General features: G+C 67.2%; 11 protein-coding genes and 1 riboswitch. Of the genes, 7 read left to right on the top strand and 4 right to left on the bottom strand.

The genetic code is table 11. From position 1 onward, the window contains the following. Positions 1-77: 77 nt before the first annotated feature. Positions 78-165: riboswitch (glycine riboswitch) on the top strand. A 127-nt stretch (positions 166-292) separates the two neighbouring features. Genes gcvT through gcvP form a run of 3 tightly spaced genes read left to right on the top strand, consistent with a single transcriptional unit; the run spans position 293 to position 4,676 of the window. Then, positions 293-1,411, top strand: a complete 1,119-nt coding sequence (gcvT, locus tag HD599_RS03795) for a glycine cleavage system aminomethyltransferase GcvT (protein WP_184233758.1) — start codon at positions 293-295, stop codon at positions 1,409-1,411. After that, positions 1,411-1,782, top strand: coding sequence for a glycine cleavage system protein GcvH (gene gcvH / locus HD599_RS03800; protein WP_184233760.1), 372 nt, complete (start codon positions 1,411-1,413; stop codon positions 1,780-1,782). The genes gcvT and gcvH overlap by 1 nt, the downstream gene beginning before the upstream one ends. Positions 1,783-1,796: 14 nt before the next feature. After that, the gene (gene gcvP / locus HD599_RS03805; RefSeq protein ID WP_184233762.1) at positions 1,797-4,676 is read left to right on the top strand and encodes an aminomethyl-transferring glycine dehydrogenase; all 2,880 of its coding nucleotides are present in this window, start codon (positions 1,797-1,799) and stop codon (positions 4,674-4,676) included. A 60-nt stretch (positions 4,677-4,736) separates the two neighbouring features. Here gcvP and HD599_RS03810 read toward each other — a convergent pair whose 3' ends face one another. The 4 genes from HD599_RS03810 to HD599_RS03825 all read right to left on the bottom strand — a co-directional run bounded on the left by HD599_RS03810 (position 4,737) and on the right by HD599_RS03825 (position 8,014). After that, complete coding sequence (locus tag HD599_RS03810) at positions 4,737-6,344, bottom strand: sodium:solute symporter family transporter (protein ID WP_184233764.1); 1,608 nt, start codon at positions 6,342-6,344, stop codon at positions 4,737-4,739. After that, on the bottom strand, positions 6,341-6,712 hold the full coding sequence (locus tag HD599_RS03815; RefSeq protein ID WP_184233766.1) for a DUF485 domain-containing protein: 372 nt from the start codon (positions 6,710-6,712) through the stop codon (positions 6,341-6,343). The genes HD599_RS03810 and HD599_RS03815 overlap by 4 nt, the downstream gene beginning before the upstream one ends. A 115-nt stretch (positions 6,713-6,827) precedes the next feature. Then, positions 6,828-7,610, bottom strand: a complete 783-nt coding sequence (locus tag HD599_RS03820; protein WP_184233768.1) for a CPBP family glutamic-type intramembrane protease — start codon at positions 7,608-7,610, stop codon at positions 6,828-6,830. Beyond that, on the bottom strand, positions 7,607-8,014 hold the full coding sequence (locus HD599_RS03825; protein WP_184233770.1) for a DCC1-like thiol-disulfide oxidoreductase family protein: 408 nt from the start codon (positions 8,012-8,014) through the stop codon (positions 7,607-7,609). The genes HD599_RS03820 and HD599_RS03825 overlap by 4 nt, the downstream gene beginning before the upstream one ends. A gap of 298 nt (positions 8,015-8,312) precedes the next feature. Between HD599_RS03825 and HD599_RS03830 the strand changes: the two genes are divergently transcribed. The 4 genes from HD599_RS03830 to HD599_RS03845 all read left to right on the top strand — a co-directional run bounded on the left by HD599_RS03830 (position 8,313) and on the right by HD599_RS03845 (position 13,662). Then, positions 8,313-9,884: a peptide ABC transporter substrate-binding protein gene (locus HD599_RS03830; protein ID WP_184233772.1), complete on the top strand. Its 1,572-nt coding sequence runs from the start codon at positions 8,313-8,315 to the stop codon at positions 9,882-9,884. 163 nt (positions 9,885-10,047) lie between these two features. Beyond that, entirely contained in the window at positions 10,048-10,977 is a 930-nt protein-coding gene (locus tag HD599_RS03835) for an ABC transporter permease (RefSeq protein WP_184233774.1), read from the top strand. After that, complete coding sequence (locus HD599_RS03840; RefSeq protein ID WP_184233776.1) at positions 10,967-11,944, top strand: ABC transporter permease; 978 nt, start codon at positions 10,967-10,969, stop codon at positions 11,942-11,944. Before HD599_RS03835 ends, HD599_RS03840 begins: the two co-directional genes overlap by 11 nt. Next, positions 11,941-13,662, top strand: coding sequence for a dipeptide ABC transporter ATP-binding protein (locus HD599_RS03845; protein WP_184233779.1), 1,722 nt, complete (start codon positions 11,941-11,943; stop codon positions 13,660-13,662). The genes HD599_RS03840 and HD599_RS03845 overlap by 4 nt, the downstream gene beginning before the upstream one ends. The last annotated feature ends 125 nt before the right edge of the window (positions 13,663-13,787 follow it).

The following is a 13,787-nucleotide window of genomic DNA, read 5'->3' on the forward strand; positions in this document are numbered from 1 at the left end:
CACTCGCCCGAAACACGGGGCTTGATAGGCTGGGCCCACAATCGAATATCGGGCCGCCGCCGCGCTCAGACGCGGTAGCAGGCGATGCGGGAGAGTCCATTCCGGTGGACACCGAAGGAGCAAGCCTCCCTGCCAATCTCTCAGGTTCAGTACCGCATCACCGAGGCCACTCTGAAAAGAGGGTGTGGCGTCTGACGCGCACACCCCACCCACGGTGAAAACTGACCACAGTCGGTGAAGCTCTCAGGTATATGACAGAGGGGGAGTTCCGCCCGCGCGCCGAGGAGAACTCTTGACCGATCCAGCAGAACGCTACTCACCGCTCCACCAGATACACGTCGACGGTGGAGCCAGCTTCACCAATTTCGCCGGCTGGCAGATGCCCGTGAGCTACGGCTCCGATCTCGCCGAGCACCACGCCGTGCGCACCACGGCCGGAATCTTCGACATCTCGCACATGGCCGAGATCCTCGTCGACGGCGTGCAGGCGGGCGAATTCCTCGACTACGCCCTCGCCGGAAAGCTCTCCGCCATCGCCACGAGCCAGGCGAAGTACAGCCTGCTGCTCACCACCGACGGCGGCATCATCGACGACCTGGTCGTCTACCGTCTCACCGCCGCATCGTTCCTCGTGGTCGCCAACGCGGGAAACCGCCACGCTGCGGCATCCGCCCTCAAAGAACGGTCCGCGGGATTCGACGTCCGCGTCACCGACCTCAGCGACAACTTCTCGCTCATCGCCGTGCAGGGCCCGAACGCCCGGGAGATCGCCAAGGCGACGGCCGGCATCACCGATCTCGGCGTCTCGCTCGACGACCTCAAGTACTACTGGAGCACCGACGGCCGCTTCGAGGGCTCGCCGCTGCTGATCGGACGCACCGGCTACACCGGCGAAGACGGCTTCGAATTCTACGTACAGACTGATGCCGCGGCAGCACTCTGGGCGGCCCTCGTCGCCGCGGGAGCCGACCACGGTCTCGTCCCCGCGGGACTCGCCAGCCGCGACACCCTTCGCCTCGAAGCGGGCATGCCGCTCTACGGACACGAGCTCGGTCTCGACAGCTTCCCGGTGCAGGCCGGTCTCGGCCGCGTCGTGAACCTGAAGAAGGAGGGCGACTTCGTCGGTCGCGCGGCCGTCGAAGCCGGACCCCCGCACGGCGCCCACGTGCTCGTCGGCCTCACCACGGAGGGCAAGCGCGCCGGCCGCGCGGGCTACTCCGTCGTCACCGACGAGGGTCACGTCGGCCAGATCACCTCCGGCGCCCTGTCGCCCACCCTCGGACACCCCATCGCCATGGCCTACGTCGACCCCTCGGCGCTCGAGTCAGGAACCCCGCTCTACATCGACGTGCGTGGAACGCGCATCGCGGCATCCGTCGTCGACCTCCCCTTCTACAAGAGAGACAAATAATGACCGACCAGACTTCGCTCCAGTACACCGCCGAGCACGAGTGGATCCTCGTCGACGGCGACACCGCCACCGTGGGCATCACCGCGTATGCCGCCGACAAGCTCGGCGACGTCGTCTACGTCGACCTCCCCGCCGCGGGGTCCGTCGTCGCGTCGGGCAAGGTCGTCGGCGAGATCGAGTCCACCAAGTCGGTCGGCGAGCTCTTCGCTCCCGTCGACGGCACGATCGTCGAGTCCAACGCCGACGTCGACGCCGACCCGAGCCTCGTCAACAGCGACCCCTTCGGCGCCGGCTGGCTCATCAAGGTGAAATTCACCGCACTCCCGACGCTGCTCAGCTTCGACGAGTACTCCGCCCTCATCGCCGAGTAGAACCCCCAAGGACTATGCCTTTCACTTTCGCCGAACGCCATATCGGCACCACCGCCGACGCCCAAGCGCGCATGCTCGAGACTCTCGGTTACGAATCGGTCGAGGCCCTCGTCACGGCCGCCGTGCCGGAGTCGATCCACGTGCTGCCCGTCGTCGGGTCCGTCATCCCCGCCGCCGCCTCCGAGCGTGAGGCGCTCGCCGAGCTGCGCACGCTCGCCAACCGCAACGTCGTGCGCCGCTCGATGATCGGTCTCGGCTACTACGACACCGTCACGCCCGCCGTGATCAAGCGCAACGTGCTCGAGAACCCGAGCTGGTACACGGCCTACACGCCGTACCAGCCGGAGATCAGCCAGGGCCGCCTCGAGGCGCTCATCAACTTCCAGACGATGGTCGCCGACCTCACCGGTCTCGCCACCGCGAACGCCTCGATGCTCGACGAGGGCACGGCCGTCGTCGAGGGCATGCTGCTCGCGCGCCGCGGCTCCGGCGCCTCGACGAACGTGTTCCTCGTCGACTCCGACGCGCTGCCGCAGACCAAAGCGCTCCTCGCCAACCGCGCGGAGGCCGTGGGCATCGAGCTCGTCGAGCTCGACCTGTCGCGGGTCGAGCCTGTCGACACCCTCCCCGATGCTTTCGGTGTCTTCATCCAGTACCCGGGCGCGTCCGGCCGGGTCTGGGACCCGACCGCCGTCATCGCCGCGGTCAAGGAGAAGGGCGGCCTCGCCGTCGTCGCCGCCGACCTGCTCGCCCTCACGCTGCTCACCTCGCCCGGCGAACTCGGCGCGGACGTCGCCGTCGGCACCTCGCAGCGCTTCGGCGTCCCGATGGGCTTCGGCGGTCCGCACGCCGGCTACATGTCCGTGCGCAAGGGCCTCGAGCGCCAGCTGCCCGGCCGCCTCGTCGGCGTGTCGAAGGACGCGGTCGGCAACACCGCCTACCGCCTCACCCTGCAGACCCGCGAGCAGCACATCCGCCGCGAGAAGGCCACGTCGAACATCTGCACCGCCCAGGTGCTGCTCGCCGTCATGGCCGGCATGTACGCGGTCTACCACGGACCCGACGGCCTCAAGCGCATCGCGACCCGGGTCAACCTGCGTGCCCGCGAGCTCGCGGCACTCCTGCGCGCGTCCAGCATCGACCTGGTGAACGACGACTTCTTCGACACCCTCACGGTGCGTGTTCCCGGCGAGGCCGCGGCCACCGTCGCGCGCGCCCGCCTCTCGAACATCAACCTGTACCAGGCCGACGAGAACACGGTGCAGATCGCGCTCGACGAGACGACGACCGAGGAAGACGTGCTCGCCCTGACCACGGTCTTCGACGCCGTGCCGACGAGCCTGTCGGTCTACGACGAGATCGTCGGTTCGCTGCCGACCGCGCTCGACCGCAAGAGCGACTACCTCACGCACTCGGTCTTCAACACGCACCGCTCGGAGACGAGCATGATGCGCTACCTGAAGTACCTCGCCGACAAGGACTACGCGCTCGACCGCGGCATGATCCCGCTCGGTTCGTGCACGATGAAGCTCAACGCCGCCAGCGAGATGGAGGCCGTCACCTGGCCCGAGTTCGCCGGAATCCACCCCTTCGCCCCCGAGGCCGACGTCGAGGGCTACCTCACGCTCATCGAGCAGCTGCAGGCCTGGCTGGCCGAGGTCACCGGGTACGACTCGGTGTCGCTGCAGCCGAACGCCGGCAGCCAGGGCGAGCTCGCCGGTCTCCTCGCGATCCGCGGCTTCCACCGAGCCGCGGGCGACTTCGACCGCACCGTCTGCCTCATCCCGTCGAGCGCGCACGGCACGAACGCCGCCAGTGCCGTGCTGGCCGGCATGAAGGTCGTGGTCGTCGCCTGCGACGAGCTGGGCAATGTGGATGTCGCAGACCTGCGAGCCAAGATCGCGGACCACGCGCACGAGCTCGCCGCGCTGATGATCACCTACCCGTCGACCCACGGTGTGTACGAGCACGAGGTACGCCAGATCACCGACGCCGTGCACGAGGCCGGCGGCCAGGTCTACGTCGACGGCGCCAATCTCAACGCGCTGCTCGGCTACGCGCGTTTCGGCGACTTCGGCGGCGACGTCTCGCACCTCAACCTGCACAAGACGTTCTGCATCCCGCACGGCGGCGGCGGACCCGGCGTCGGTCCCGTGGCGGCCAAGGCGCACCTGGCGCCCTTCCTGCCCGGGCACCCGCTCGCGCAGCGCGACACCATCGCCCACCGCGACGGCGCCGCGCTACCCGCCCACGCGAACATCGTGAGCGCCGCGCCGTTCGGCAGCCCGAGCATCCTGCCCATCTCCTGGGCCTACGTGCGCATGATGGGCTCCGCAGGGCTCAAGGAGGCGACGGGTGCCGCGGTGCTCGCCGCCAACTACGTCGCCGCGCGGCTGCGCGACCACTTCCCGGTGCTGTACGCGGGCGACAACGGTCTCGTGGCGCACGAGTGCATCCTCGACCTGCGTCCGCTCAAGGAAACGACCGGCATCTCGAACGACGACGTGGCCAAGCGCCTCGTCGACTACGGGTTCCACGCGCCGACGATGTCGTTCCCCGTGGTGGGCACGCTGATGGTCGAGCCCACCGAGAGCGAAGACCTCGGCGAGATCGACCGGTTCATCGACGCGATGATCGCGATCAAGGCCGAGGCCGACGAGCTCGCCGCGGGTTCGTGGAGCGTGGAGGATAACCCTCTGCACAACGCACCGCACACGGCCGAGAGCGTCATCGTGGGGGAGTGGGAGCACCCGTACTCGCGCGAGACCGCCGTCTACCCGCTGCGTTCGCTCGTGAGCGGCAAGTACTGGCCGCCCGTGCGCCGCATCGACCAGGCCTGGGGCGACCGCAACCTGTTCTGCAACTGCCCGCCGCCGGAGGCGTTCGAGGCGTAGGCGCACAGCGGGCCGAGCCTGTCGAAACCCGGGTTTCGACAGGCTCAGCCCGCTACTCCCTCAGTGCTTCGTCGCCTCCTCGGCGCCGTGGCCCGTGAGCGACCGCACCTCCATCTCCGCCGCGATGGCGGGGTTTTCGAGCGTGCGGCTCGTCACCGTGCCCAGCCAGCCGAGGAAGAACCCGAGCGGGATCGACACGATGCCCGGGTTGTTCAGCGGATACCACTGGAAGTCGACGTCCTTGAAGATCGACGTCTCCGCGCCCGACACCACCGGCGAGAAGACGATCAGCAGGACCGCCGATCCGAGCCCGCCGTACATACTCCACAGCGCGCCGCGGGTCGAGAACCGCTTCCAGTACAGCGAGTAAAGGATCGTCGGCAGGTTGGCCGACGCCGCCACGGCGAACGCCAGCGCCACCAGGAACGCCACGTTCTGGCCCTGAACCCCGATGCCGCCGATGATCGCGATGATGCCGATCACCACCACGGTGATGCGTGCGACCCGCACCTCCGTGCCCGGCGCCGCCTTGCCCTTCTTCACCACGCTCGCGTACACGTCGTGCGCGAACGAGGTCGCCGCCGTGATCGTGAGCCCCGCGACCACCGCGAGGATCGTGGCGAACGCCACCGCCGAGATCAGCCCGAGCAGGATCGGCCCGCCCAGCTCGAACGCGAGCAGCGGTGCCGCCGAGTTCACCCCGCCCGGAGCCGCGAGGATCGTGTCCTTGCCGATGAGCGCGCCCGCGCCGTAGCCGAGCACGAGCGTGAACAGGTAGAAGATTCCGATCAGCCAGATCGCCCAGACCACCGACCGCCGGGCCTCGCGTGCGGTCGGCACCGTGTAGAACCGCATCAGCACGTGCGGCAGGCCCGCGGTTCCGAGCACCAGCGCGAGCGCGAGCGACACGAAGTCGAGCCGTGTGATATCGGTCAGCCCGTACTGCAGGCCCGGAGCGAGCACCGCCTCGCCGCCCTGCTCCGCAGCGGCGCCGAGCAGCTCGGAGAGGTTGAATCCGTAGAGCGCGAGCACCCAGACCGTCATGATGAAGGCGCCGGCGATGAGCAGGGCCGCCTTGATGATCTGCACCCAGGTGGTGCCCTTCATGCCGCCCACCAGCACGTAGAGGATCATCAGCGCGCCCACCACGGCGACCACGATCGACTGCCCGACCGCCTGGTCGATGCCGAGCAGCAGCGAGACCAGACCGCCGGCGCCCGCCATCTGCGCCAGCAGGTAGAAGAAGCACACGGCGAGGGTGGTCGTCGCGGCCGCGAGACGCACGGGGCGCTCCTTGAGCCGGAACGACAGCACGTCGGCCATCGTGAACTTGCCCGTGTTGCGCATCAGCTCGGCGACGAAGAGCAGGGCGACGAGCCAGGCCACGAGGAACCCGATCGAGTAGAGGAACCCGTCGTACCCGTTCACGGCGATCGCGCCGCAGATTCCCAAGAAGGATGCCGCCGACAGATAGTCGCCGGCGATGGCGGTACCGTTCTGCGGCCCGGTGAACGAGCGACCGGCGGCGTAGTAGTCGGCCGCCGTTTTGTTGTTGCGGCTGGCGCGCAGCACGACGATGAGGGTGATCGCGACGAAGCCGCCGAAGATCGCGATGTTGAGCAGCGGTTCGCCGACGCTCGTGGTCTCGGCCACGGCCGCGCGGATCACCGGTCCACCCCGCTCGCGCGCTTGCCGTGGCTGACCTCGAGCGATGCCCGCAGCTCGTCCGCGAGCGGGTCGAGGCGGCGGTTCGCGTAGGAGACGTACCAGGTCGTGATCGCGAAGGTCGTGACGAACTGGCCGAGACCGAAGAGCAGTCCGACCGTGATGTTGCCGAGCACCCGGGTGGCCATGAAGTCGTGGGCGTAGTCGGCGAGCAGGACGTAAGCGAAGTACCAGACGAGGAAGGCGACGCCGACCGGGAAGACGAAACTGCGATGGCGGCGTTTGAGCCGCTGGAAAGGTTCAGACGCCTGCGCGCCCTCGAAATTGGATACCGGGTCGCTCGTGGCGGCCCCGGGAGCATCGTTGCTCATGGGTTCCCCTTTGTCCCTCGCCCCGCGGTGCAGCACACCGCGGCACTTCACACCTCGGTGTGTGATGTGACAAGAATGGAGTACCCCTCAAAAGGGTGTCAACCCCGCGAACCGCTCAGCCGAACAGCGTGGGGAAGGTGTCGGCGGCCCACGGGTAGCCGACGAAGATCGCCGCGTCGAGCACGAAGTGCGCCACGACGAGCGGTACGAGCCGGCCGAAGCGCGTGTACAGCCAGCCGAAGAGCAGACCCATCGCGAAGTTACCGACGAAGGCGCCGAAGCCCTGGTACAGGTGGTACGTGCCGCGCAGCAGGGCCGCGCCCACGATGATCTTCCAGCGTCCCCAGCCGAGGTCGAGCAGCCGGGCGTAGAGGTAGCCGACGACGATGACCTCCTCGGTGAGCGCCGCCCGCAGCGCGGAGAGGATCAGCACCGGCACCGTCCACCAGTAGGCGTCCAGGGCGGCGGGGTTCACGTCGACCGAGATGCCGAGCGCACGGCCGCCGAGGTACACGGCCAGTCCGGGGATGCCGATCGCTGCGGCGAGGGCGACCCCGCCGAGCCCGTCGCGCAAAGGGCGGGTGCCGTCGATGCCGAGCCGGCCGAGGTGCGGGCGGCCCGCCTGCCAGAGCAGGAACACGACGAGCGCCACCGGCATCAGGTCGAAGAACACACCGAGCACCTGATAGACGAGATCGAACGTGGGGCGCGAGCTGAGCGAGGTGTTGAGGCTCGCCGACTGGTCGCCGAGAGCCTGCTCGAGCGTCAGCCGGTTGACGATCGAGACGACCGAGTACACCGCCGATGCCCCGAGCGAGAGCCCGAGCACGATCGCGATCTCCCAGCGGATCCGTCGGGGCGACGCATCGAGCGTCGGCCTGGTGAACGTCTCGTTCACGCGGCGTCGGGTCGCGGCATCCTGCACGCGGGGGTGCCGCCGGGCAGGCGGTGACGGTTCAAGGCGATCAGCCGGTAGCCGACGGTCGCGGCCCAGGAGAACGGGGGAGTGGCGAGCAGGTTGCCGGCGAGCCGGAGCGCGAAGGACGGTTGCATGCGCAGGATGGCGGAGAACGCGAGATGCCCGGCGTACTGGTGTGTGGGCGTGACGAACCACGCGTACCGGGCGACGTCGTCGCGGGTGAGCCCGAGCGCGTCGAGGTCGGCCCACTGCGACGGGATGGTGCGCGGGAACCGCGGGAGGCCCGATTCGAGCCGCTCGACCCAGGTGCTGCAGAACGCACAGTCACCGTCGAAGACGAGGAGGAAATCGCGGTCGGCGTCGTTCTGCGGGGCTTCGATCACGCGCTTATGCTACGCCCCCTAACGGAGCGGGGTACATCGTGACCGCGGCTCACCTACGCAACGACGGTGTGAAACCACCGGCATCCACGCACGAAACCTGTGCGCAACGCAAAAATGTGGATAAAGAGTTACCGGCGTGTAACGTTTATGCCCTCTGGTTTGCCCACTGGCAACCACCGATTTAGGGTACATCTATCCAATACGGCAGGTCGCAGCAGTTTGCCATGCCGTTTGCACATCTCGCACAGGAGGAAAATTGAAAATCAGGTCTATCGGCGTTACCGCAGTAGCGGTGGCCATGGCGAGTGCTCTTGCACTCTCCGGCTGCGCCACTGACTCCGCACCGGAGGAATCCACCGGCGGCGACAGCAGCGCGATCATCACCGCGAACGGTTCAGAACCTCAGAACCCTCTGATCCCCACCAACACCAACGAGGTTGGCGGTGGAAAGATCCTCGACGAGATCTTCGCCGGACTTGTCTACTACGACGCCACCGGAGCTCCGGTCAACGACGTCGCAGAGTCCATCGAGACCGACGACGCGACCACCTTCACGATCAAGATCAAGCCCGACCTGACATTCACCAACGGTGACCCGGTCGACTCGCAGAGCTTCATCAAGGCGTGGAACTACGGCGCACTGCTGTCGAACGCTCAGCTCTCCAGCTACTTCTTCGAGGACATCGAGGGCTTCAGCTACGACGAGGACAGCGAACTGACCGGTCTCGTCGAGGTCGACGCCACCACGTTCACCGTGACCCTGAAGGAAGCCCGTTCGGACTTCCCGCTGCGCCTCGGCTACTCGGCCTTCTACCCGCTGCCCGCAGCGGCGTGGGACGACCTCGAAGCGTTCGGTGAGAACCCGATCGGCAACGGACCCTACATGCTCGACGGTGAAGGCGCCTGGAAGCACGAGGAGAGCATCGACCTCGTCGTCAACCCCGACTACGACGGTGGACGCGTCGCCCAGAACGGTGGCCTGACCATCAAGTTCTACCTCGACCAGGCTGCGGCATACGCCGACCTGCTCGACGGCAACCTCGACGTCCTCGACGCAATCCCGGACAGCGCCTACTCGACCTTCGAGTCGGACCTCGGCGACCGCGCCATCAACCAGGCAGCCGCCGTCTTCCAGTCCTTCACCATCCCGGAGCGCCTCGAGCACTTCAGCGGTGAAGAGGGACAGCTGCGTCGCCAGGCGCTCTCGATGGCGATCAACCGCGAAGAAATCACCGACGTGATCTTCGAGGGCACCCGCACCCCCGCGACCGACTTCACCTCGCCGGTGATCTCGGGCTACTCCGACGAGCTCGAGGGTGCAGAAGTCCTCGAGTACAACGAGGACAAGGCCAAGGAGCTGTGGGCCGAGGCCGACGCTATCTCCCCGTGGACCGGTACCTTCAGCATCGCGTACAACGCCGATGGTGGACACCAGGGCTGGGTCGACGCCGTGAGCAACAGCATCAAGAACACGCTCGGCATCGACGCTGCGGGTGCACCGTACCCGACGTTCAAGGAAGCCCGTACGCTCATCACCGACCGTACGATCCAGACCGCGTTCCGCACCGGATGGCAGGCCGACTACCCCGGTCTGTACAACTTCCTCGGCCCGTTGTACGCCACGAACGCCGGCTCCAACGACGGTGACTACTCGAGCGAAGAGTTCGACACCCTGCTGAACGACGGAGCGTCGGAGACCGACGTCGAGGCCGCGAACGCCGACTTCCAGGCCGCACAGGAGATCCTGCTCCAGGACCTCCCCGCGATCCCGCTCTGGTACTCGAACGTGACCGGTGGCTTCGGCGAAGGCGTCTCGAACGTCGAGTTCGGATGGAACTCCGTGCCGCTGTTCTACGCGATCACCAAGTAACTAGTTCATCACCCAAGTCGGGGGTGGCGGCCACAAGCCGCCACCCCCGACCCATGGCTGGCACAGCCCCGAGTACTCTGGTGAAAAAGCTCGTGGCCCGCTCGCAGTTAGGTTTCACCATCACGATGTTCAGACTTACCTTCCCGGCAGGCACCGTCGCCTCATGACCGGATACATTCTCAGACGCGTCCTCCAGGCGATTCCGGTCTTCTTCGGAACGACCTTCCTCATCTATTTCATGGTCTTCGCCATGCCGGGTGACCCGATTCTCGCCCTCTTCGGCGACAAGTCCCCGAACCCCGCGGTCCTCGCACAGCTCCGCGCCCAGTACCACCTCGACCAGCCGTTCATCGTGCAGTACTTCCTGTACATCGGCGGGATCTTCCAAGGCGACCTCGGTACCGCGTTCAACGGCGAGCCGGTGGCCGACATCCTCGCCCGCACCTTCCCGGTCACGACGCGGCTCGCGATCCTGGCGCTCATCTTCCAGTCGGTCGCCGGCATCCTGGTCGGACTCGTCTCGGGTCTGCGCAAGGGCAAGCTGTTCGACTCGAGCAGCCTCGTCATCAGCCTCATCCTGATCTCGCTGCCGATCTTCGTCATCGCGTTCGTCGCGCAGTACGTCTTCGGCGTGCAGCTCGGCTGGGCGAGAGCGACCGTGGGGCCAGGCGCGCCGATTCAGGACCTGATCCTGCCGGCGCTCGTGCTCGCGAGCGTGAGCTTCGCGCAGATCGTGCGGCTCACCCGCTCCTCGGTGATCGAGACCTCCGGCCTCGACTTCGTGCGCACCGCGTACAGCAAGGGCCTCTCGAAGCGCCGCATCATCCCCGTGCACATCCTGCGCAATTCGCTGATCCCGGTCGTGACCTACCTCGCCACCGACTTCGGCGTGCTGCTCGTCGGCGCGACCATCACCGAGGGAATCTTCAACGTCCCCGGTGTCGGCAACACGCTCTATCGCGCGATCATCGGCGGACAGAGCCCCACCGTGGTGTCGTTCGTCACCGTGATGGTGCTCCTCTACCTCGTCGTCAACCTCGTGGTCGACCTCCTGTACGGCCTGCTCGACCCAAGGATCCGCTATGTCAAATAACACACCCGAGGACGCCGCGGCCAAGCCCGCGCGTTCCGCGGACCACTACGTGGCCCCGCTCGAAGAAACACCCCTCGTCGCGGTCGACAGCGTCAAGGTCAGCGAGGAGACGAGCAACCTCTGGATCGACGCCTGGCGCGACCTCCGTCGTCGCCCGCTGTTCTGGATCTCGTCGGCGCTCATCGTGCTGGTCGCGTTCGTCGCCCTGTTCCCGTTCCTGTTCACGCAGACCCCGCCAGACAACAACTGCCTCCTCGCGAACAGCAACGCCGGCCCCACGGCCGGTCACCCGCTCGGTTTCACCAAGCAGGGCTGCGACATCTACTCGCGCATCATCAACGGCACCTCGACCTCGGTCTCGGTCGGATTCATCGTGATCGTGCTGACCACGGTCCTCGGCCTGCTGTTCGGTGCCTTCGCCGGTTTCTACGGCGGCTGGGTCGACTCGGTGCTCTCCCGTGTCGGCGACATCTTCTTCTCGATTCCCTACATCCTCGCGGCCGTCGTCATCATGTCGGTGTTCTCGCAGTACCGGAACATCTGGACGATCTCGCTCGCGATCGGATTGTTCGCGTGGCCGTCTACGGCCCGCGTGCTGCGGTCGGAGATCCTGCGGGTGAAGACCGCCGACTACGTGATGGCCTCCACTGCCCTCGGGGTCTCGCGGTTCAGGATCCTGCTGCGTCACGTTCTCCCGAACTCCATCGCCCCGGTCATCGTGATCACCGCGATCTCGCTCGCTGGAGCCATCGTCGCCGAGGCGTCGCTGTCCTTCCTCGGTGTCGGTCTCGGCGGACAGGTCATGTCGTGGGGTAACGACATCGGCCAGGCCCAGAAGGATCTCCGAGTCGCTCCGCAGACGCTGATCTACCCCTCCATCGCCCTCTCCATCACCGTGTTCGCTTTCATCATGCTGAGCGAACTCGTGCGAGACGCACTCGACCCGAAGGCGAGGGCCCTCCGTTGAGCGCCACACCCCTGCTCCAAGTCAACAACCTGCAGGTCGGGTTCCGTAACCAGCGCGGCATCGTGCCTGCCCTCAACGGCGTCGATTTCACGATCAACGCCGGCGAGACCGTCGCGATCGTCGGCGAGTCCGGTTCCGGCAAGTCGACGACCGCGCACGCGATCATCAACCTCCTGCCCGGCTCGGGCGTCATCACCGGCGGCGAGGTCCTTTTCGAGGGCCGCGACCTCACGAAACTGACCCCCAAGCAGGTCGAAGACGTGCGCGGCAAGCAGATCGGTTTCGTTCCGCAGGACCCGATGGCGAACCTCAACCCCGTGTGGAGCATCGGCTTCCAGGTCGAAGAGGCGATCCGTGCGAACGGTGTCGCCACCGGCCGCGCCGCCGTCAAGCGCCGCGCGATCGAGGTGCTGAAAGAGGCGGGTCTGGCCGACGCCGACCGCCGTCTGCGTCAGTTCCCGCACCAGTTCTCGGGCGGAATGCGCCAGCGCGTGCTCATCGGAATGGGCCTCGCCGCCCACCCGAAGCTGCTCATCGCCGACGAACCGACGAGCGCCCTCGATGTGACCGTGCAGCGCGTCATCCTCGACCACCTCGCAACGCTGACCCGTGATCTGGGCACCGCCGTGCTGTTCATCACCCACGACCTCGGCCTCGCCGCCGAGCGTGCCGAGAAGCTCATCGTGATGTACAAGGGCAAGATCGTCGAGTCCGGCCCGTCGCGCGAACTGCTCGAGAACCCGCAGCACCCGTACACGCAGCGTCTGGTCGCCGCGGCCCCGAGCCTTGCCTCGCGCCGCATCCAGTCGGCGCACCAGCCGCTCGTCGAGATCGAGCACGAGACCCCGCGTTCCGCCGAGGGCTTCGACCTCATCGAGGCCGCGGAAGCCCGCGCCGAGGTGCAGGCCGCGGCTCCCGTCACGGCTCCCGCGATCGTGATCGAGAACCTGACCAAGGTGTTCAAGATCCGCGGAGACAAGCTCACCGCGCGCGAGTTCAAGGCCGTCGACGACGTCTCGTTCTCGATCCCGCGCGGCAGCACCATGGCTCTGGTGGGGGAGTCGGGTTCCGGCAAGTCCACCGTCGCCAAGCTGCTGCTCAAGCTCGAAGACGCCACCAGCGGAAAGATCAGCGTCGACGGCACCGACATCACGACGCTCAAGGGCAAGGACGTGCTGGCCTTCCGTCGCAAGACGCAGCCGGTCTTCCAGGACCCCTACGGCTCGCTCGACCCGCTGCGCAACATCGGCAACACCATCGCCGAGCCGCTCCACGTGCACAAGGTGGGCACCAAGGCCGAGCGCCGCGCGCGTGTGCTCGAACTGCTCGACCAGGTGGCGCTGCCGCAGTCGCTCGCGACCCGTTACCCGAACGAGCTCTCGGGCGGACAGCGTCAGCGCGTCGCCATCGCCCGCGCCCTCGCGCTGAAGCCCGAGATCGTCGTGCTCGACGAGGCGGTCTCCGCCCTCGACGTGCTCGTGCAGGCGCAGGTGCTCAAGCTCCTCGCCGACCTGCAGGCCGAGCTTGGACTGACGTACCTCTTCATCACCCACGACCTCGCGGTCGTGCGCGTGATCGCCGACAACGTCTGCGTCATGCAGGCCGGCCGCATCGTCGAGGCATCGACGGTCGACGAGGTGTTCGACAACCCGCGCGAGCAGTACACCCGCGATCTGCTCAACGCGATCCCGGGCGCCGACCTCCAGCTCGGCGTCTGATGTTCCGGCAGCCGGGGCAGGGGGGCGAGCGAGAGCCCGCCAGCCTGCCCCTGCCGCCCGACATCACGCTGAAAGTACCCGTGGCTCCGATATCCGGGGCGGATGCCGCGGCGAGACGTCTCCCC

This window comes from Conyzicola lurida, from assembly GCF_014204935.1.
Taxonomy (GTDB): Bacteria; Actinomycetota; Actinomycetes; order Actinomycetales; family Microbacteriaceae; genus Conyzicola; species Conyzicola lurida.

Bases quoted from the DNA above. Each gene is read 5' to 3' on its own strand.
- gcvH (WP_184233760.1), top strand. From the start codon at position 1,411: ATGACCGACCAGACTTCGCTCCAGTACACCGCCGAGCACGAGTGGATC.
- gcvP (WP_184233762.1), top strand. From the start codon at position 1,797: ATGCCTTTCACTTTCGCCGAACGCCATATCGGCACCACCGCCGACGCC.
- HD599_RS03815 (WP_184233766.1), bottom strand. From the start codon at position 6,712: ATGAGCAACGATGCTCCCGGGGCCGCCACGAGCGACCCGGTATCCAAT.
- HD599_RS03830 (WP_184233772.1), top strand. From the start codon at position 8,313: ATGGCGAGTGCTCTTGCACTCTCCGGCTGCGCCACTGACTCCGCACCG.
- HD599_RS03835 (WP_184233774.1), top strand. From the start codon at position 10,048: ATGACCGGATACATTCTCAGACGCGTCCTCCAGGCGATTCCGGTCTTC.
- HD599_RS03840 (WP_184233776.1), top strand. From the start codon at position 10,967: ATGTCAAATAACACACCCGAGGACGCCGCGGCCAAGCCCGCGCGTTCC.